The 20,746-nt window shown below is 59.9% G+C and carries 15 protein-coding genes and 1 tRNA gene; 13 read left to right on the top strand and 3 right to left on the bottom strand.

The genetic code is table 11. The annotated features are described in order from the left end of the window. The first annotated feature begins 209 nt into the window (after nt 1–209). From ONB52_15285 to ONB52_15235, 11 genes are all read left to right on the top strand, one after another. Nucleotides 210–1,019 (top strand): GNAT family N-acetyltransferase, encoded by an 810-nt coding sequence (locus ONB52_15285; protein ID MDZ7417499.1) that lies wholly within the window; start codon nt 210–212, stop codon nt 1,017–1,019. Further along, complete coding sequence (locus ONB52_15280; GenBank protein MDZ7417498.1) at nt 1,016–1,816, top strand: 1-acyl-sn-glycerol-3-phosphate acyltransferase; 801 nt, start codon at nt 1,016–1,018, stop codon at nt 1,814–1,816. Before ONB52_15285 ends, ONB52_15280 begins: the two co-directional genes overlap by 4 nt. Further along, a complete protein-coding gene (locus ONB52_15275; GenBank protein MDZ7417497.1) occupies nt 1,813–2,676 on the top strand; it encodes an alpha/beta hydrolase in 864 nt (287 codons plus the stop codon). The genes ONB52_15280 and ONB52_15275 overlap by 4 nt, the downstream gene beginning before the upstream one ends. 352 nt (nt 2,677–3,028) lie before the next feature. Beyond that, nucleotides 3,029–4,363 (top strand): M48 family metallopeptidase, encoded by a 1,335-nt coding sequence (locus ONB52_15270; protein MDZ7417496.1) that lies wholly within the window; start codon nt 3,029–3,031, stop codon nt 4,361–4,363. Between the two features lie 247 nt (nt 4,364–4,610). Then, nucleotides 4,611–6,365 (top strand): alpha/beta hydrolase-fold protein, encoded by a 1,755-nt coding sequence (locus ONB52_15265; GenBank protein ID MDZ7417495.1) that lies wholly within the window; start codon nt 4,611–4,613, stop codon nt 6,363–6,365. A gap of 284 nt (nt 6,366–6,649) precedes the next feature. Further along, nucleotides 6,650–9,124, top strand: coding sequence for a M1 family metallopeptidase (locus tag ONB52_15260; GenBank protein MDZ7417494.1), 2,475 nt, complete (start codon nt 6,650–6,652; stop codon nt 9,122–9,124). A gap of 117 nt (nt 9,125–9,241) precedes the next feature. Next, on the top strand, nt 9,242–9,907 hold the full coding sequence (locus tag ONB52_15255) for a phosphoribosylanthranilate isomerase (GenBank protein ID MDZ7417493.1): 666 nt from the start codon (nt 9,242–9,244) through the stop codon (nt 9,905–9,907). 54 nt (nt 9,908–9,961) lie between these two features. Further along, complete coding sequence (locus ONB52_15250; protein MDZ7417492.1) at nt 9,962–12,736, top strand: DUF2339 domain-containing protein; 2,775 nt, start codon at nt 9,962–9,964, stop codon at nt 12,734–12,736. A 113-nt stretch (nt 12,737–12,849) separates the two neighbouring features. Next, nucleotides 12,850–13,746 (top strand): M55 family metallopeptidase, encoded by an 897-nt coding sequence (locus ONB52_15245; GenBank protein MDZ7417491.1) that lies wholly within the window; start codon nt 12,850–12,852, stop codon nt 13,744–13,746. Between the two features lie 195 nt (nt 13,747–13,941). After that, nucleotides 13,942–14,025: transfer RNA gene (locus ONB52_15240), tRNA-Leu, on the top strand. A 114-nt stretch (nt 14,026–14,139) separates the two neighbouring features. Further along, entirely contained in the window at nt 14,140–15,129 is a 990-nt protein-coding gene (locus tag ONB52_15235; protein ID MDZ7417490.1) for a CAP domain-containing protein, read from the top strand. Nucleotides 15,130–15,519: 390 nt separating this feature from the next. Here ONB52_15235 and ONB52_15230 read toward each other — a convergent pair whose 3' ends face one another. Further along, complete coding sequence (locus ONB52_15230) at nt 15,520–15,960, bottom strand: DUF4920 domain-containing protein (GenBank protein MDZ7417489.1); 441 nt, start codon at nt 15,958–15,960, stop codon at nt 15,520–15,522. 517 nt (nt 15,961–16,477) lie between these two features. On the opposite strand from ONB52_15230, the gene ONB52_15225 reads away from it, so the two are divergent. Together ONB52_15225 and ONB52_15220 are read left to right on the top strand one after the other, a co-directional pair. After that, nucleotides 16,478–18,319, top strand: a complete 1,842-nt coding sequence (locus ONB52_15225; protein ID MDZ7417488.1) for a carbamoyltransferase — start codon at nt 16,478–16,480, stop codon at nt 18,317–18,319. Between the two features lie 51 nt (nt 18,320–18,370). Continuing rightward, nucleotides 18,371–18,802 carry an SxtJ family membrane protein gene (locus tag ONB52_15220; protein ID MDZ7417487.1) on the top strand — a complete coding sequence of 144 codons (432 nt, stop codon included), beginning with the start codon at nt 18,371–18,373 and terminating at the stop codon, nt 18,800–18,802. A 5-nt stretch (nt 18,803–18,807) separates the two neighbouring features. Here ONB52_15220 and ONB52_15215 read toward each other — a convergent pair whose 3' ends face one another. Together ONB52_15215 and ONB52_15210 are read right to left on the bottom strand one after the other, a co-directional pair. Beyond that, entirely contained in the window at nt 18,808–19,209 is a 402-nt protein-coding gene (locus ONB52_15215) for a hypothetical protein (protein MDZ7417486.1), read from the bottom strand. A gap of 175 nt (nt 19,210–19,384) precedes the next feature. Next, nucleotides 19,385–20,680 (bottom strand): GWxTD domain-containing protein, encoded by a 1,296-nt coding sequence (locus ONB52_15210; protein ID MDZ7417485.1) that lies wholly within the window; start codon nt 20,678–20,680, stop codon nt 19,385–19,387. Between the last annotated feature and the right edge of the window lie 66 nt (nt 20,681–20,746).

Raw genomic sequence — 20,746 nt, 5'->3', positions numbered from 1 at the left:
ACCATGTTTGAACCAGATGCTTCGCTGCTGAAAATTGTTGGGAGGACGGCAGGATGAGCCGGAGAGCGAAGCAAGCACGCCTGCTTTTTACAAGCGCGCCGGGAGGATGAGCAAAAACCAGCGCACGATACGAAACATTTCATCGCGGGCCACAACCGGAGGGAAGTCTCCTTCCGGCAGGAGTGAACCCATAACCGGGAGAGCCGATTATGACTCCACCACTTGTGGTCCGCCGTTTTCCGCCGTTTCCCGAGCAGTTGCCGGATTTCGAGCTGGTTGAAGGCAACTATCACCTGCGTTTCGTCCGCAGCGAAGCCGAGTTGGACGCCGTCTTGAAACTGCGCTTCGAAGTTTTCAATCTCGAACTGGGAGAGGGGCTGGACTCGTCCCACGAAACCTTTCGTGATGAGGATCACTTCGACAGTCGCTGCCATCATGTGATGGTGCTGGACCGCGCGCTGCAGCAGGTGGTCGGCACCTATCGCATGCAAACGCTCGCCATGGCCGGCAGCCGGGAGGGTTTCTATGCCGCCGGCGAATACGATCTCAGCGGTTTTCCCGCCGGCTTGCTGGAGCATGCCGTCGAAATTGGACGGGCGTGCGTGGCACGGCCGCATCGCAGTGCGCGCGTGCTGTATCTGCTCTGGCGCGGTCTGGCGGCCTATCTCACCTTCCATCGCAAGCGTTATTTGTTCGGCTGCTGTTCCCTCACCAGTCAGGACCCGGCCACTGCTGCGTGGTTGATGGAGTATTTGCTCGCCCATGGTCGCGTGCATCCGGATTTTCTGCTGCAGCCGCATGCGGACTACGCCTGTTATGACGAAACTTTCAAGGTGCGCAGCGGCCCGGCTGTCATGCCGGCGTTGATGAAGATTTATCTGATCTATGGCGCCAAAATTTGCAGTCTGCCGGCGCGGGACAGGTTGTTCAAAACCATAGATTATCTCATGCTGCTGGATACTGAAAGCCTCGACCAGGCCACGCGGCGCTTCTTTTTTCGGGAACAGGCAGCCCCATGAGGAAAGTGCGTGCTGTCATCCGCCTGCCGCTGGTCGCGCTGCTGACCGCGGTGGGCGTGCTGCTTCTGCTGCTCGGCCGGCCGCTGTCGATGGTGACTGCGAAGGGTTATCGACACTGGCGCCGGCGTGTTTTTCAATGCTGGGCGCGCCTGCTGGCGAAGCTCGCCGGCATGCACTTTGTCGTGCGCGGCCAGCCGCCGCAGCCGCCCTTTTTTTTGGTGAGCAATCATCTCGGATACATCGATATTCCCGTGCTTGCCGCGCTTACCGGCGGGGTGTTTATCTCCCGCCATGATGTGCGAAGCTGGCCGTTGATCGGCCTGGCCACCCGTGCCGCCGGCACGCTCTTCATCAACCGCGCGCAGACCCGGGATGTGGTTCGTCTCAACCGTTTGCTGCGCGCGGCATGGGAGGCGGGGGAGGGGGTGATCTTCTTTCCCGAAGGCACCAGCTCGGCCGGTGCCGGCGTCCTGCCGTTCAAATCGCCGTTGTTGCATGTTGCGGCACAGAACAACTATCCGGTTTTTTACGCCACCTTGAGCTATCACACTCCCGCCGGCGAGCCACCGGCGCATTTGTCGGTGTGCTGGTGGGGGACAATGACATTCCCCGATCATATTTTCCGCCTGCTGCAACTGCCGCGTTTCAAAGTGTTCATCACCTTCGGCGAGGTGCCGGTGCGCGAACGCGACCGCAAGCTGCTTGCCCACCGACTGCATCAGGCGATTGTTGCCCAATTCCAACCGATGGTCCGGGCGGAGGAAGCCAACCGTCCGCACCAACCTCCCCAAACATGACGCCCATCCTCGAACATCACCATCTCCTCGGCAACGGCGTGCGGCTGCATGTGGCTCACGCCGGGCCGGAGAACGGCCGGCTGCTCCTTTTCCTGCATGGCTTTCCGGAGTTTTGGTATGCCTGGCACCGGCAAATCGATTTTTTCGCGCGTTTGGGTTATCGCGTGCTGGCCCCGGATCAGCGCGGCTACAATCTCAGCGACAAGCCACGCGGCATCGCTGCCTACCGTCTCGACCAGCTTGCGCGTGACATCGCGGGGTTGATCCAAACCACCGGCCGGCAACGCGCTCTGATCGTGGGGCATGACTGGGGCGCCGTGGTGGCGTGGTGGCTGGCGTTGCAGCATGCCGACTGCGTGGAAAAGTTGGCGGTTTTGAACGGGCCGCATCCGCGCGTCATGCGCCGTTACTTGTTGCACGACGCCGAACAAAGGCGCAAGAGTTGGTACATTTTCTTCTTTCAACTGCCCGGCCTACCGGAATGGCGCATGCGAAAAAACAACTGGGAAGTCGCCCGCCGCACCCTGCTGCAAACCAGCCGGCCCGGCACCTTCAGCCAGGCTGATCTGGAAAAATATTGCGCGGCCTGGTCCCAACCCGGCGCCGCCACCGCCATGATCAACTGGTACCGTGCCGCTTTGCGACACCCCCCCGGCCGCGCCGGCCGTGCCAGGGTGCAGATGCCGACCTTGGTGATTTGGGGCGGCCGTGACCGCTTTCTCCGCACCGAACTGGCACAAGCCAGTCTGGCGCAATGCCAGCACGGCGAACTTTTTCTTTTGGAAAATGCCAGCCATTGGGTGCAGCATGAACAGGCGCAAACCGTCAATCAACGGCTGCAGCAATTCTTCACGGCCTGATTTGATGAAAAGCATGGCCATCACACACTGCCCGGCATCCCGGCTGAGTACAGGAGAAAGCCCTTGCTTTTTCGCAGCGAAAGCCTTACCAATTTTGCCGTCGCTGCAGGGGCCGGCGGAAATTGCGAGCCGGAAGGATCTGTTCATCCCCGCTTCCCATCCGGCAGAGTGCCGGTGAAGCCTGGGAAAGAGCGGCGTGCACTTCACCGACCGCGCATGAATACATGTGAACAGTCTTGGCCACAACGTTGTTTTGAACCGGCAGCCCCGGTTTGCCGGCTTGCGCTTCAGCGCCATGCGCCGCTGTGGCGGCAATGTGCCATCTTTCATCCCGCCCCGCCAGGGAGGAAACATGCCATCCCTTCTCATTCTGCTCGGCGCCGTGTTGGCGCTGTCGCAACCCTCATTTGGCCAAACCGCCAATCCGCAAGTGCCGGACACGATGCTGGCCGGAGCGGCGGTCGATACGCTGCAACACCTCGCTGAGGAAGCCGGGCCGGTGGCAGTGCCGCCCGCCAGCGAAAAAGCGCTGCGCTATTACCGCAGTGGCAACTGGCTGTGGGGAGCGGGTTTGCTGTGGGGGCTGCTGGTGCCCGCGATGTTTGTTTTCACCGGCTTCTCCGCGCGCCTGCGCCACGTGGCGCAAAAACTCGGGCGCAGGTGGTTTTTCGTGATCGGCATTTATTTCATCCTCTTTTCCGTGATCAATTTTGTTTTGGATTTTCCGCTCAACTTTTATGAAGAATTCGTGCGGCAGCATGCCTATGGTCTTTCCAATCAAACCTTCGGCAAATGGCTGGGTGATGCGCTCAAAGCGCTGCTGGTGGGCATGATCAGCGGCGTGCTGTTTCTCTGGATGCCGTACCTGCTGCTCAAAAAGAGTCCGCGGCGCTGGTGGCTTTACACCGGCATTTTGACCGTGCCGTTTCTGTTTTTCTTCATGCTCATCAGCCCGATCTGGATTGCCCCCCTGTACAACAAATTCGGCCCGATGCAGGATCGCGCGCTGGAAGCCAAAATCCTGGCGCTGGCGGAGCGTGCCGGCATCGCAGGCAGCCGCGTGTTCGAAGTGAACAAAAGCGTGGACACCAAAACCGTGAATGCCTATGTTTCCGGCTTTCTCGGCACCAAGCGTATCGTCTTGTGGGATACCATCATCGCCAAGCTGAAGGAGGAGGAGCTGATGTTTGTGATGGGGCATGAAATGGGTCACTACGTCCTGGGCCATGTGGTCAAGAGCGTGCTGTTCTTCTCGGCGCTGATCCTGGTGGTGCTGTATGCCGTGCACCGCACGGCCGCTGCGCTGCAGCACAGGTATCATGCCCGCTTCGGCTTTCATCAGCTTGCCGACATCGCCTCGCTGCCGCTGCTCATGCTGCTGTTCCATCTCTTCTTTTTTCTCGCCGCGCCGGCCGGCCTTGCTTTCATGCGCCACAATGAGCATGAGGCTGACCGCTTTGGATTGGAAATCTGCCAGAACAACCGCGCCGCCGCGCAGGCTTTCGTGAAATTGCAGACGGAAAACCTCAGCAACCCGCGGCCGGGCTGGCTTTACAAGCTTTGGCGGGCCTCACATCCGCCCGTTGGCGAGCGTATTGATTTCTGCAACAGCTATCGCCCGTGGGAAAAAGGTGAAGCTCTGCGCTACGGCGAGCTCTTTCAGAGTGTACCCGCTGGAAACAAGTGACCCGGTTCACAGCCGTGCGCCCGCTGCGTCACTGGTGGTGCCCCATCGTTGGGGCGCAGCCTTTTGTCTGCAGCCAGGCTGGCTGCCTGCGCCGGGGCAGGACGCGCGACCTGTTCGCGTTCTCACTGGATTCGCCGGAATGGCACGCCGGGGCCTGTGAGGAATCAGATCGACAGCAGGTGAGGCACTGTCACACCGCAATTTTTACAGAATTCCGGCAGGCTGACAAGCGAAAGGGTCTACTGCCATGATCACTCCCCCCAAAGTCAAGCATCCTGTTCTCGTTGCCGCGTTGCTTCTGCTGCTCGCTGCAAATGGCCAAACACTGGAGAAAAGCACCATGAGCCGGCTGCGTTTTGCCATTTCCTTCTCCGCGGAAAAAAGTCCCCGGCCGCTCGACGGCCGTCTGCTGCTGATGATTTCCGTCAATGACGAAAGGGAGCCGCGTTTTCAAATCAGCGACGATCCCGGCACCCAGCAAATTTTTGGAATCGATGTGGAAGGACTCAAACCGGGTCAGGCGGCGTTCATTGACGCCGGGGTGTTCGGCTATCCGCTCAAAAGTCTGGCGGAGCTGAAGCCCGGCGAGTACATGGTGCAGGCACTCCTGCACAAGTACGAAACCTTTCATCTCGCCAGCGGTCACACCGTGAAACTGCCGATGGATCGCGGGGAGGGCCAGCAGTGGAACCGCGCGCCGGGCAACCTCTACAGCACGCCGCAGCGGATGATGATCGATCCGCGGCGGGCTGCGGTGATCAAAATCAATCTCGACCAGGAAATTCCGCCGATTCCACCGCCGCAAGACACGAAGTATATCAAGCATGTGAAAATGCACAGCGAGCGTCTGACGAAATTTTGGGGCCGGCCGATGGAGCTGGGCGCGTGTGTGCTGCTGCCCGAGGGCTTCGAGGAACATCCGGAAGCGCGCTACCCGCTGATGATTTTTCACGGCCACTTTCCCTACACCTTGGGCGGCTTCCGGGAGCAGCCGCCCGATCCCAATCTCGTGCCGGAATACAGCACCCGTTTCCGTCTGGCGGGCTACAACAAAATTGTGCAGGAGTATGCCCATCAATTTTACAAGGATTGGACGGGGCCGGATTTTCCGCGCGTGATTGTCATCGAGATTCAGCATGCCAATCCCTATTATGATGATTCCTACGCGGTGAATTCCGCCAATCTCGGACCGTACGGCGATGCCATCACCTACGAATTGATTCCTTTCATCGAGCGGAAGTTTCGCGGATTGGGAGCCGGCTGGGCGCGTTTTCTGTACGGCGGCTCCACCGGCGGCTGGGAGGCGCTGGCGGCACAGATTTTTTATCCCGAGGAATACAACGGCTGTTTCGCCGCCTGCCCGGATCCCATTGACTTTCGCGCCTACACCGTGGTCAATATTTACGAACACAAGAACGCCTATTATCAGGAAGGCCCGTTCCAGCGTGTGCCGCGGCCCGGCCGGCGCAATTACCTCGGGGAGGTCAGCACCACGGTTGAGCAGTCCAACCATCTGGAATTGGTGCTGGGAACCAACAGCCGTTCCGGTCAACAGTGGGACATTTGGGAAGCGGTTTTCTCACCGATGGGTGAAAATGGCTATCCCAAGCGCATTTGGAACAAGCTCACCGGCGAGATCGATCCTCAGGTTGCCGCCTACTGGCGCGAAAATTACGATCTCGGCTACATTCTGCGCCGCGACTGGCACAAGCTCGGCCCCAAGCTGCGCGGCAAGATCCACCTCTATTGCGGCGACATGGACAACTACTATCTGAACAACGCCGTCTATCTCGTCGAAGAATTTTTGGAGAGCACCAGCGATCCGCCCTACGACGGTGAGATTGATTACGGCGACCGCGCCGAACATTGCTGGAACGGTGACCACACCCGCCCGATTGCCATATCCCGTTTGCGCTATCATCAAATGTTCATCCCGCGTGCCATCAAGCGGTTGCTCGCCACCGCGCCACCCGGCGCCGATCTCAGCAGTTGGCGCTATTGATGCGGCTGCTCATGCCCGTATTCGCGTACTTTGCCTCATCAAGCCGGTTTGACCGCCTGCTCCCGGCATCAGCCCGTGTGCGGGATACGAGAACGCCAAGCTGATATTGCTTTGCGTAACTCGGCGGCCTGGCGGTTCACAACATCGGCGTGGTCGGGATTTTTTTCTGGTCATTGCCATGCTCGCCTGCACATCTGGCACGATGAAAACGCAGCACCGTCATGCTGTCTGCCTGCAGGCATTTTCCGTGACAACGCCACAGGGAGCAAATCCAGGGAGGTGAGATGAAACGATACGTCCTGCTCGTGCTGATCGGCATTCTTTGTCATGCGCCCGTGTCGCTGCACAGTCAACGGCTGCCCACCGGCGCGTTTCATGACAATCGCAGTCGTGATTTTGACATTCATCACTACCGGGCGGAGTTGACGTTTGATCTTGAACAGCGTAAAGTAAGCGGTCGCGCCACCCTTGCGCTTTCGCCGCTGCGATCCCTGCAAACTTTTGCGCTCGATGCCTTTGACCTGCGCGTCAGCACGGTGAGCGGAGTGGACGGCCTGCGCTGGGAGTCGCGACCGCAGGCTCTCGCCATACATTTGCCCGGCACTTTCCGCCCGCAGGACACCCTGACCGTGACAGTCGAGTACGAATGCCATCCCGCCGCCGGCATGTACTTTCAACCCCATCCTGAGAAGCCCGGCCTGTTCCATGTCTCGACCTACGGCGAGGGCGGCAAACACGCCAACTGGCTGCCGATTTACAATGATGTCAATGACAAATTCTCCACCGAGATGGTGGTGACGGTGCCGGACCCGCATGTTGCCATTTCCAACGGCGAGTTGGTGGCGACCCGCACGCAGGGCGGGCGCACGACGTTTCACTGGCGCCAGCGCGAGCCGCATGCCAATTATCTCATCACGATCTATATCGGTGACTTCGAGCGCGGCGAATTGCCGCCGGCCTTTGGTTCGATCCCGCTGGCCTATTGGGTGCCGCGCGGCCGCCTGGCGGAGGGTGCCTACGCCTTTCGCAACACCACCAGAATGGTCGAGTTTTTCTCGCAGCGTCTCGGCTATCGTTATCCCTGGGTGAAGTATGACCAAATCGCGGTGCCGGATTATGCCATCGGCGCGATGGAGCACACCGGCGTCACCGGCCATCGTGCCTGTGTGCTGCGCGATGCCGGCGCGCCCGAAGAATTCGGCCCGCCGGCTCTCGAGGGTTATGCCTCGCCCTGGAGTGCCGAGGCCACGATTGCGCATGAGCTGGCGCATCACTGGTTTGGCAACAATCTCACCTGCCGCAATCTCAGCTACATCTGGTTGAATGAAAGCTTCGCGAGTTATTTGATGATGTTGTGGGATGAGGAACGGGCCGGCCGCGAGCAACTGCTGTTCGACGTGCAACTCGCCAGGGATGCCTATTTCCGCTACGTGCGCGAACAGCATCTCATCCGCGGCCTCGAGCATCATTACTTCGACGATCCCAACACCATTTACAACGAAGAGCACACCTATCTCAAGGGGGCCGCCATTCTGCATCAACTGCGCCAGGTGCTGGGCGATGAGGCCTTTTTCCGGGCGCTGCAGCATTATCTGCACAAGCATGCCTTTGCCAATGTTGTCAGCCAGGATTTGAAGGTTGCCATTGAAGAGGCCACCGGGGAAAATCTCGCCTGGTTTTTCGATGACTGGATCACCAACGGCGGCCATCCCTGCTTCGAGGTGAGCTGGCGCTGGCTCGCGAGCCGCCGCCTGATCGACCTGCACGTCAAACAAGTGCAGCCGTTGATCACCGGCCAGGATTTGTTCCGGCTGCCGGTTCGTCTCACCATTGCCACCTCTGCCCGCACCTGGCAGGAAAAGGTGTGGGTGGAGCAGGAGGAGCATCATTTTTTGATTCCCAGTGCGGAGAAACCGCTGCTGGTGAGTTTCGATGGCGAGGGCGATCTGGTGGCGGAGGTGCGCTTTGCAAAGGGACTGGAGGAATTGGTGTATCAGGCCCGCCACGATGCGGTTCCCGGCCGGCTGTGGGCGATCCGGCAATTGGTGCAACGTTATCCGGTTGCGGCGGTCACGGCGCAAACATTGACCGAGTTGCTGGCGGACAGCGTGTTTTGGGCGGTGCGTGCCGAAGCCGCGCTGCAACTCGGCGGCGTGCGCACGCCGTCGGCAGAGGCGGCGGTGAAACGCGCCCTGGCGGCCGCCGATTATCGCGTGCGCAAAGCGGCGGTGATTGGCTTGCGTGATTTTCCCGCAGCTTTTGCCGAACCGCTTTTGCGGCGGGTCATTGCCCGCGAGACGCACAGCGATGTGGTGGCCGCCGCCATTCTCGCACTCGCCAAAGCCAGCCCGCGGCAGTCGCCCGATTTCATTCTGGCACAGCTCGGCCGGCCCGCGTGGTACGATGAAATCACCATTGCCGGTTTGCAGGCGCTGGCGCTGCTGGCGTCACCCGCCACGCTGCCGACGATCAAACGTTACACGGCTGCGCGTTACAATCAGGATGTGCGCCTTGCCGCGCTGCAAGCCTGGGAAGCCATCCAGCCTGACGATGGCGAGTTGCACCGGCTGATGCTCGAACTGATGCACTCGCCGGTTTATGCCCTTCAGCAACACGCGCTGGAAGCACTCGGCCGTCTGCAAGTGGCGCAGGCGGCTGAACCATTGCGCCGTTTGATCGAACGCGCGGTGGATGACAACCTCACCGTGCTGGCACGCAAGGCGCTCGCTGAAATCGAACGCGTGCAAACGTCCCGCTGAAGCCGCGCTGGAAGTAGTGCCGGACGGATCGATGCAATTGCCGCCGGTCGTTTTTCAACATGCGCTTCCCGGAAATTCACCTGCCAGGCATGTCACCAGGAAGCTTGGACAAAACGCATGGAACCCACCCGCCACCCCCGTGTGAAAATTTGCTGCATTCAAAATTCCGCCGAGGCACGGCTCGCCATTCGCCATGGTGCCGCAGCGCTGGGATTGGTCTCCGCCATGCCGAGCGGCCCCGGTGTGATTTCCGAAGAGCAGATCGCCGCCATTGCCAGCCACACTCCGCCGGGTGTCGCCACCTTTCTGCTCACCAGCAAGCAGGAAGCCACCGCGGTGATTGCGCAGCAACGCCGCTGCGGCACCAACACCATTCAATTGGTGGACGCGCTGCAGGCGGGCACGTATGCCGATTTGCGCCGAGCCCTGCCCGGCATCAAACTGGTGCAGGTGATTCACGTCACCGGCGAGCAGGCCATTGACGCCGCCCTGCAGGTTGCGCCGCATGTCGATGCGATCTTGCTCGATTCCGGCAATCCCCATTTGGCCGTGAAGGAGCTCGGCGGCACCGGCCGCACGCACAATTGGCGCATCAGCCGCATGATCCGCGCAATGATCGATGTGCCGCTGTATCTCGCCGGCGGCCTGCATGCCGGCAACGTGCAGCAGGCCATCGCGGAAGTTGGTCCATTCGGCCTCGACCTCTGCAGTGGCGTGCGCACCAACGGTACGCTCGACGAACGCAAACTCGAGAAATTCTTTGAAAAAGTACGAACCTCATGAATCCAGGCGGCCCCGGTCCGCGGCTTTCCGCCACAGGCCGGCGCAGGAGATCGCATGTCTGAATTTCTACTGCTGCTTTTGATCATTCTGATGGTCGTTTATATCCGCAAGACGAATCGTTTGTCAGAAGCGGTACAACTGCTGCAATTCGAGCTGCGCGTTCTCAAGGCAGGGCAAGCCGCAGCGCCGGCGCCGAGTGAGCCGCGCGTCGTGACTCCAACTGCGGCACCATCACCTGTGCCGATCGTGCCGGCATGGCCGGATGTTCCCGCGACCGCAACACCGGCAGCGGCCGCGCCGTCAGCCACTGCACCGCCGCCGCCACCAGCGCAGCCGCCGAAACCGCCGGTAAAACCCTCACGCACCCGCGCGGAGTGGGAAGCGCTCGTCGGCGGCAAGCTGCTCAACCGCATCGGCGCGCTGGCGCTCATCCTGGGCGTCGGCTTTTTCCTGAAATATGCCTTCGACAACAATTGGTTGAGCGAGACCATGCGCGTGCTCATCGGCGCCGCAATTGGCGCGGGTTTGCTGCTGGCCGGCCGCCGCTCGCAGCAGAGGGATTTCCGGATCTTTGCGCAGGGTTTGATCGGCGCAGGCATCGCGATTCTTTATCTCTCGGCATACGCCTCCTGCAATTTCTACCAGCTCGTGCCGCAGGAGGGCGCGCTGCTGCTGATGGCCGGTGTGACCGCGCTCGCCATCTGGCAGGCGCTGACTTATGATGCGCTCGCGATTTCGGTGCTCGGTTGGGCCGGCGGCTTTCTCACGCCTTTCATGCTCAATCTCGATTTTGCCCAGCCGGTGCAATTGTTCATCTACCTCGCGCTGTTGACCGCGGGTTTGCTCGCGGTGGCATATCGCAAAGACAAGTGGGCGATTCTCGAACCGCTCACTCTCGGCGGCAGCTATCTGATCTATGTCGCGTGGTATGCCGAGGCCTACACCAGCCGGGATTTTCCGCGCACGATTGTTTTTCTCACGGTGTTGTGGGGCATGTTTCTCGGCCTGGAGGTGCTGCGCGGCATGCGCTCGGTGGCCGGCGACCGGAGGCTGCGGCACCTGGTTGCGGTCTTGAATGCGGCGTTCTTTTTCATCTGCCTCTACAGCTTGATGGAACAGGAGCACGGCCGCTGGACCGGCAGCGCAGCCTTCGCCATTTCCCTGGTTTATTTCATGGTGATGCTTGGCCTGCAGCGCCGCAATCCCGCAGCAACCCAGGCGGCCACACGCCTGACGCTCACCGCGATTGTGTTGCTGGCGCTGGCCACGGCCATCGAATTCTCCGGTTTCGATCTCATCATGCTGTGGGCCGTGGAAGCGTTGGCATTGCTCGCGGCCGGTGCGCATTGGCGCCGGCATTACGTGTGGCAGGCAGCGCTGTTCCTGCTGGCCGTGACAACGGTTGGCTTGCTCTTCTTCACCACCGGCGCGCTCGATTACAAGCCGCTGTCGAATTTCACCCCGGTTCTCAACCCGCGCTTTCTGGCTTTTCTTGTGCTCGCGGGCGTTTGCTTTGCCGGAGCATACATCTTCAAAGGGGTGGCGCACCAACGCAGCGAATTGGTTCGCACAGCATTGCACTACGGCTGGTGCGCGCTGGCATTCATTCTCGTCACCGTGGAAACGGTCGACACTTTCGCCAGGCTGATGCAAGACGCGGGCGGCACCCGCGCGGCTTACTTCGGCTCAATGCGTGATTTCATGCTGACCGTGGTGTGGGCCGCCTTGGCGGTGCCGCTGGTGCTTGCCGGTTTGCGCCACGGCCTTGCTGCGCTGCTTTATTGCGGCCTGGCGGCGCTTGGTTTGGCGCTGCTTCTCGGTGTGCTGCAAACGCTGCAGCCGTTTGAGGAATTCGTCACCCTGCTGAATCATCGCTTTCTCTCGGTGGTGGCCGTGCTGGCGGCGACACTGTTTCTCATGCGCGAGCTGAGCCGGCAGCAGCACAGCCGGGTTTGGATAAAACGCGTGCTCATCGGCCTCACGGTGGCGGCTGTACTGCTCTTCTTTGAGGTGTTGACGGTCGAGACCAACGATACGTTTGCGCGGCTGGCAGGGGCGGCCGCGGAACCGGCGCGCGCACGGCTGCGTCATCTGCAACCGTTTGTGCTGGCCCTGGTGTGGCTGGCTTATTCGCTGCCGTTGTTGTGGTATGGCTTGCGCCGGCAAGCCCTGCCGGTGATCTGCTCTGGTCTCGTCGGCTTGGCGCTGGCGCTGGCGACGGGCTTGCTGCACACGCTGTCAGCTTTTGCGCCGCTGGCGGATTTTGTTGCAGGGTTGAATTATCGCGTCGCTGCTGTCGCACTGCTCGCCGCCGGCGCTTGTGTGCAGGAACGCTGGCTCAAACAGCATGAACGCGAGCAGGCCTGGTTTCGCTGGCTGTTGCTCGGTATTCCGGTGGTGGCCGTCCTGCTCATCTTCGAGTTGATTACCGCCGAAGCGCGTGACTATTTCGACCGGGCGATTCTTCTGCTCAAGCAGGCAAGTGCGGGCGCGGAGCCTTCCGCCCGGATCGACCAACTGCGCAATCTGCAGCAACTCAGCATTTCCAGCCTCTGGCTGCTGTATTCGATTCTGCTCATGGCCTTCGGCATCTGGCGCCGGCAGCAGGGCGTGCGTCTGCTCGCCATCGGCTTGTTCGGCATCACGATTCTGAAGATCTTCTTCTACGACTTGTCGTTCCTTGACACGCTCTATCGCATCTTTGCCTTCATGGGGCTGGGATTGATCCTGCTGCTGGTTTCCTATCTCTATCAGAGGTACAAAGCGATCATCTTCGAAGCGCCGGCCGGAAGTAAAGCGGGGGATAAGCCGGCAGCGGGTTCGAGTTGATCGCGGGCACAGTAGCGGCAGGCATCGGGCTTGGTGCCGTGCTGTTGGCGGCCCGGTTACGGCTCGCAGCGTTTGGTTCATTCATGTCTATTTCATCAAACAGGAGCAGCCACATGCGATCAGGTATTGCGATTCTCGCGTTTCTTCTTCTGGCCGGCGGCGGTCTGCTGCAGGCCCAGCCGAAAACCAAAATCTATATTTCGGCGGACATGGAAGGCATTGCCGGTGTGGTGAGTGACGCCCAGCTCGGCCCCGAGGGGTTCGAGTACCAACGCTTCCGCGAATTCATGACCAGTGAAGTCAATGCCGCAATTGAGGCGGCATTTGCCGCCGGTGCCACCGAGATCTTGGTGAGCGATTCGCACGGCAACGGCCAGAATCTCCTGCTCGAAAAACTGCCACCCGGTGTGCAGGTGGTGCGCTCCTGGCCGCGGCCGCTGATGATGATGCAGGGCATTGATGAATCGTTTGCCGGCGTGATTTTCATCGGCTATCACAGCAGCACCACCAATCCCCGCGGCGTGCGTGCCCATTCCTTCTCCAGCGCCACGCTGGCCGACGTGCGCCTGAACGGCGTCTCCATGTCGGAAGCCGGCTTCAATGCCGCGCTTGCCGGACATTTCAACGTGCCGGTGATCATGATCTCCGGCGACGATGCCATTGTTGAAGAGGCCACGGCCATGCTCGGCAGGATTGAGGGCGCGGTGGTGAAATGGGCTTATGGTTTTCACTCCGCCAAAAGCCTGTCGCCCACGGCTGCCTGCGACTTGATTCGCACGAAGGTCACGGCTGCCATGCAACGACTGCGTGAATTCAAACCCTACAAGCTGAAGACACCGGTGCAACTCGAGGTACGCTTCAAAAACTACCGCCCCGCGGAGGTCTTGAGCTACCTCGCGATCGTGCAGCGGCCGGATGCGCACAGCATTGCCTTCAGCGGCAGGGATATGGTGGAAGTTTCGAAGTTTTTCGAGTTCCTGTTGACCTACAATCCCTCGCTGGCGCCGTAAACACCGGGCGCGGCCAGGCAGGTCCGGTATGGCTCCCGGGCGCAATCCCTCAGTAACGTGTGGAGTCGCGCAGGCAGCCCTGCCTGCAGGTAAAAGGTCTGCGCTGCGTCCTCACATGCAACTGCGACATTACACCCCGGCGAAAATTTCTCTTGATAATCAGTCGAATAGTTCTATCTTAGCTGCCGTTCTTTCGCCGGGGTGGTGAAATTGGTAGACGCGCTGGACTCAAAATCCAGTGGGAGCAATCCCTTGCGGGTTCGAGTCCCGCCCCCGGCACACGAAAGCGAGAAATCTTACTGCTCGCTTTTTTTGTTGGTATTGTGCTGAGACGGAAGCACGCAGTCAAACTGCCGGATACGATTGAACCGACTTGGCAAGTGAGAAGTTGAAATGCTCCCATCGACAAAAAGCTGCGGCCCGCTGTGTCTGGTGTTGCTGACCTGCACTTGCCTCGTGGCGCAGCACAGCTTTGTGGTGAATCCGCAGCAAGAAGAAACGGCCTACCCGCTGTGGGTTGCCAAAGGCGAGACGCTCTCGTTTCAGATCAGCGGGCACTGGCGCATGTGGGAACAATGGCAGCCGGTGGATTATCGCGGCCACACGAATTTCGGGAAGATCAATGAACATGGTTATCTCGGCACACTGGTGGGTCGAATTGAAGGCGGGGATTATTTTGCCATCGTTGATGGCATGCACTACGCCAGCCCGGCGGACGGCCGGTTGATTCTGTTCGCCAATCGCGGCGACTATCGCGAGCTCACGGTCTCCGGCGCGCTGACCGTCACTGTTTCTGGCGGCAGGCCGGTCTCTGCTGCGGAAGCGGAAAAGCTCGCGGGCTGGGATCTGTCACAACTCGATACCGCTGCGAAAGTGCCGTACCTGAGCCGGGCGGAGCAGGAGGTGGTTTTGTATTTGAACAAGGCCCGCACCAATCCCGCCTTGTTCGCGCAGCGTTATCTTTTCCATCTGCGCAACCGCAGTGCGGATGAGCAGGAATGCTACGCCGTGATGTTGCGGCAAAAACCTTGTTCCGCCCTGCTGCCGGACGCGGCCCTGGCAGCCGCGGCGCAGGCGCATGCGGAGGATATGGGTAAAACCGGCAAGATTGGCCATGTCGGCTCTGATGGCGCCACGCTGCGCGAGCGTTTGTGGCGGGCGGGTGCGGCAATCAACACCTACCTGGCGGAAAATTGTTCTTATGGCTATGAAGACCCTGTGCAAATCGTGTTGCAGCTTCTGGTGGATGCCGGCGTACCCTCGCGCGGCCACCGCAGGAACCTCCTGAACCCGAATCTGCAATTCATCGGCGTGGGCATTCGGCCGCACATTGAACATCGTTTCAACAGTGTCCACGATTTTGCGGGAAGGATAAAAAATTGAAGAAAGGTCCCATGCAGCGAAACAGCATGGTGTTCAGGATTGCGCGGCGGTTGGCCGAAGCGGGTGGCATGCGCAATTCTTCCTCGGAATCAGCGCCCCGTCTTGCAGGTGATGGGTATTGCGGAAAGGTGGCCGGCAGCGGCAGGGAACCGACGGATGGCTGCAGTTGTCCGCCCGCAAATTCTGTTGGCGTTTTCTCGCGCCGGTTTGTCAAGCACGGGATCAACAGAATGAACAGGACAAAACTTGAATCCCGATCATCCTGTTGATCCTGCCACAACAAGTAATGCCTCAGTTACATGTGGGACGTGGAGCAGACATCTTGTCCGCAGGCGGGAAGGCCTGCGTTACTCCACATCTGAGGGATTGCCAGAATGAATGGCGTTGCCGTTACCTGGCTATGACAGCAGCGAGTCCTTTGATCTGGTAAATCGTGGTGGGGCCGGTGACGCTGCTCGAATCGAAGGGCACGCCCTGCTCTTCGGCGATGTGCTGGAAATATCCGATGGCTTGCTCGTGCGTCAGTTTGATCTCATAGACTTCACCCTCCACCTGCGCCATTTTGCCCCTGGCGCTCGTCGGAAAGACAATCTCACCATCATTGACCTTCACTTTTATTTTCTGTCCGGGTTGCTCACCGGCAATTTCCAGCCAGCAGCCGGCTTTGGCACACACATCCACAATTTCGCCCTGCACCAGAACTTTTTTGCCGAGATGGCTTTGTGGGTCGGCAAGAATTTGCGAGACGGGTGTCACCTGGTTGAGGGTAATGGTCGCGCCGTATTTTTCGCCTTCGAAGGAGGGCGTCTTGGTGCAGGCCAGCCCGAACACAATCAGCAAACAAGAAATCCAACCTTTGCGCATGGCTTCCTCTCAGAAAGGGATGAAAAATTCTGCCGCCCGGCTGGCGGCGTGAGTCGTGTTTGTTTGAACTGCAATACTTCCGGCCGGCAGAAAACAGCCCGGGGGCGGGTTTGAAACGACGCCCTGCTGTCTTTGCCGCTTGCAAGCGGGCAATTATAACCAAAAAGCAGGGCTTTTGCAACCGCCAATCTGACGGGTTGATCGGAGGCCGCCACCTTGACTTTGGCCGGCAGGATAAATATTTTGCCTCCCGGCAATTTTCATCTTGCCGCCCAAACCGGATGACGCACGACGGGCCACCTGATTGTCCGCGGCGTTCATACTTGCCGCCGGCAAGCGCAGGGCCCGACTTCGCCGGGCAAGCTCATGCTGGTGCACTGAGCGAAAGGGGTTGTGCTCACGCACGACTGCCTGGCGAGTGAAACCGGATTGTGCTCACTGGCGGGTGATTGTTTGTGGCAGCTCATTTTGGAAAAGAATCGGGATGACGCGGCCTGCAAAAAAAGATACGATTAACATCCTGGGCCTCTCGGCCTTCTATCACGACAGTGCGGCCTGTCTGGTGCGCAACGGCGAGATCATCGCCGCCGCCCAGCAGGAACGCTTCTCGCGCAGGAAACATGACCCCGACTTTCCCGCCGCGGCCATTGCCTATTGTTTGCAGGAAGCCGGCCTGCAAGCCTCGCAACTCGATTATGTCGCGTTTTATGACAAGCCTTTCATCAAATTTGAGCGCCTGCTGTTGACCTACCTGGCCTATGCGCCGCACGGGTTGCTTTCCTTCCTGAAAGCCGTGCCGCTCTGGCTCAAGCGCAAATTGTGGCTGAAAGAGTACCTTCAAAAGGAATTGGGCTTCCAGGGTAAGATCATTTTTCCCGAGCATCATGAATCGCATGCGGCTTCCGCGTTTTATCCCTCCCCCTTCACCGAAGCCGCCTTTCTGACCATCGACGGCGTCGGCGAATGGGCCACCGCGAGCTACGGCGTTGCCTCCGGCAACACGCTTCAACTGCGCGCCGAGCTGCAGTTTCCGCATTCCCTGGGCCTGCTTTATTCCGCCTTCACCTATTTTACCGGTTTCAAAGTCAACTCCGGTGAGTACAAGCTCATGGGGCTTGCGCCCTACGGCGAACCGGTGTATGCCGGGATCATTCGCAAAGAGTTGCTCGATTTGCGTGAAGACGGTTCGTTCCGGCTGAACATGAAGTATTTCGATTATTGCGCCGGGCTGACCATGACCAACGCGCGCTTTGCCCGGCTGTTCGGCGGTCCGCCACGCCAGCCGGATGCCCCGCTGACCCAGCGCGAGATGGACCTGGCAGCCTCGGTGCAGGCCGTCACCGAAGAGATCATGCTGCGCATGGCGCACCACGTGCATCGCGAGACCGGGATGAAAAAACTCGTGCTGGCCGGCGGGGTGGCGCTCAACTGTGTGGGCAACGGCCGTCTGCTGCGGGAAGGTCCTTTTGATGACATTTGGATTCAACCGGCGGCCGGTGATGCTGGCGGCGCGCTGGGGGCAGCGCTTTATACGTGGTATCGCTACCTCGGTGCGGAACGCCGTCTCCCGCCCAATGGCCGCGATGCCCAGCGCGGCTCCTATCTGGGTCCGCATTATCACACCGCAGAGATCGAAGCCTTGCTTGCCGCCAACGGGGTGGCCTTCACCAAGCTCAGCGATTTGGAGATCGCGCCGACGGTGGCCCGGCTGCTGGCCGAAGAAAATGTCGTCGGCTGGTTTCAGGGGCGCATGGAGTTCGGTCCGCGCGCACTCGGCAACCGCAGCATTTTGGGCGATCCGCGCTCGCCCCGCATGCAAACGCTGATGAATCGCAAGATCAAGTTCCGGGAAAGCTTCCGGCCCTTCGCGCCGGCGGTGCTGGTCGAGCGCGCCGCCGAATACTTTTTGCTCGACCGCGAAAGCCCCTACATGCTGCTGGTCGCGCCGGTGCGCGAACGGTGGCGATTGCCCGTTGACGAACACGGCATAAAGGGGCTGGACAAGCTCAAAAACGTGCGCTCGACGATTCCGGCGGTCACCCATGTCGACTATTCCGCGCGCATTCAAACCGTGCATCCCGATGATAATCCCCGCTTTTATGCGTTGATCAAAGCCTTCGCCGATCTCACCGGCTGCCCGCTGTTGATCAACACCTCTTTCAACGTGCGCGGCGAGCCCATCGTCTGCCGGCCCGCCGAGGCCCTGGCGTGCTTCCTGCGCACCGACATGGACTATCTCGTGATCGAGAACTTTCTGATTGCCAAGCGGGAGCAAAAGCAAGTCGTACGGGATCTGAGCTGGCAGCAGCAATTCGAGTTGGATTGAGTGATCCCCGCCGCCCGCCACAGGTGGACGCGAGCAACGGATGAACTTCACATGCAGGGAAAGTTTACGCTCAGGCAGGAAATCAGGCAGCTTGCGGTAACACCCGCCCGGTTGAAGGTGTTTGGTTTGACGGTGGGCCTCTTGTTGCTGCTGCTTGCGGCATACTGGTTTTGGCGGGAAAAAGCCGGCGCCGGATATTTTCTCCTGGCGGCCGTCACTTTTGCGGGAGTGGGAATGCTGGCCCCCCGCCGCCTCGCACCGGTTTATCGCGGCTGGATGGCGCTGGCGCTGGCCATGGGATTTGTCATGACCCGGGTGATCCTGACCTTATTGTACCTGGGTTTGTTCACGCCAATCGGGTTGCTCGCCCGCCTGTTGGGGAAAGACCTGCTGCAGCAGCGCTGGGAACCACATGCGCAAACGTATTGGGTCAGGCGCACACCGGGTGAGTTCAAACCCGAAGCTGCGGAGAAGATGTTTTAGGGCGGTCAAATCATCCAGGGGATCAACACGCCCAAACCGAGCAGGATGGCAAAAGTGATAATGATCTTGTCGACGGCATAGGGTGCCCGGCTTCGCCAAATCCAGAAGCTGAGCATCAGCGCCATTGCGGCAGAGAGCGCAAAGAAGTAGACATCGTTTTTGATGAGATGATAAATCCCCGCACCAATGAATCCCCACAAAAGTGAACCGCTGGCGATAATCGCCATGAACATGAAGCCGGAACTGGTCGGCTCATCGGATTGGTTGGGATCTTGCGACACGATGCCGCGCGCTTTGCGCGCCGCCAGGCTGGCCGCCATCACGCTGCGCGTGCGGAGAAAAACATAGAAGATGCAGAGGATCCCCACCACCAGCCCCGCCACCAATCCCACGATGATTGTTTGCATGCTGTCTCCATTCACAACCCGCTGACGGGCCGTGTCAGATCTCCTGGTTTTTTGAAAGTGTGCACCCTGGACTCCGCCGGGGTGCTGAAATGTTTGCTGTCGGGATGGCCCGCCGGCGTTTTGCGGCAACGGTCAGGCATTCGCGGCAAGGCCCGCAAAGTCGAGTGAATGCGGGTTATCGATTGACCAGCTTGAAATCTCCCGACCCCTGTTTGTCGCGAAAAATAAAATAACGGTCGCGCTGGGGATAAAGCCAGACTTCGTAGGGCGAGGAGCCGGCCTCCTCCAGGCGATGATGCACTTCCTGCGGCGGGCCGTAGAGAATGTAAATGCGGCCGCGATCGGTTTCCCAGCCGGCCTTGTTCACGCCCGTGAGGGCGAAGCGTGCCTCGGCAAATTTCACACGGCGGTAGAACTCATCGCGCAATTCGTTCTGTTCCGTGCCCGGGGTCGGATCGCGCCGGCGCCAGAAGGCGGCAAGCAGGCTGTCGCGCTCGCGGGCATGGGCTGCCATCAGGCGTTTGTATTCGCCGGCGGTGCTGACATAGCGCAGCACCGCCAGTGGCATCTGCAGAAAATCAGGAGCAGCCTGCCCGGCCGGGGGGTCCTCAAACGAGGGCAGATTCACTCGAAAGTCGACCTCTGCCCGGGCGGTGTCTCTGCCGCATTGCACGGTCACTCGCAAACGGTGCGGCCCCTGGTGTTGCAACCGCCGACCAAATGGCTCGAAAATCGCCAGGCGGTTTGTGGCGGCAGCCTGCCGTCGCTGCCAGTGCGCCAGCACGGTTTTGCGCCAATCGGCAATTTCGTAGGTGAGCAGCAGCGTATCGCCGGGCGTGGCGCCGGTGATCTCGAAGTGAATGCCCTGGTGGTCATCCTGGCTGGTGAGCAGTGCAGCAAAATTGTAGCGCAGGGAATCGCTCCCGGGCTGACGACAGCCGAGCACCAGCGAGCTGAGTTGCAGCCGCTGCGGTTGCCGGCCGCGTAACTGCAGCGGATAGCGGCGCTGCAGGCGTTTGCGGGTTTCGCGATCGGTGATTTCCAGACGCAACTCATATTTGCCCGCTGCCACCAGGAAGACGGCCTGTTCCTCATTGAGATGCTGGCGATCGTTGGTCTCTGCAAATGTGTGCACTTGCAACTGCCGTTTCCAGGTCCGGCCAGTGACGAAATCTCCGGCTTCATTGAGCAGGGCGAGGGTGGCTTCATAGCCGGCAAGATAGCGGTCAGGCTGCTCATGAACGAATTGCAGCAGATCATTCATCAAGCCAAAGCGAATTTCCAGGCGCACGCGACCGTCGACTTCGAGGAATTGATACGTGCGCAGCACAAACGCCGGCAGGCCGGTGATGCCGTCAGCCGTGCTCTGCCTGTTGTCAGACGCAGGCTGCCCTGCTGCCATCGCAGCGGCAGGCTGTGCTGGCAGTTGCAGCGGCAGGATGGCCGCCAACATCAGCCAGAAACCAAACACGGAAAAAGATCCGAGGCGTGCCCAAGGCCACAACAAGGGTATTGGCGCGAAAGTCATACCGCACAT

The organism is candidate division KSB1 bacterium, from assembly GCA_034506255.1.
Taxonomy (GTDB): domain Bacteria; phylum Zhuqueibacterota; class Zhuqueibacteria; order Zhuqueibacterales; family Zhuqueibacteraceae; genus Coneutiohabitans; species Coneutiohabitans thermophilus.
The sequence above is the reverse complement of the archived record's forward strand: the minus strand, read 5'-3'. Positions and strand labels throughout refer to the sequence as shown.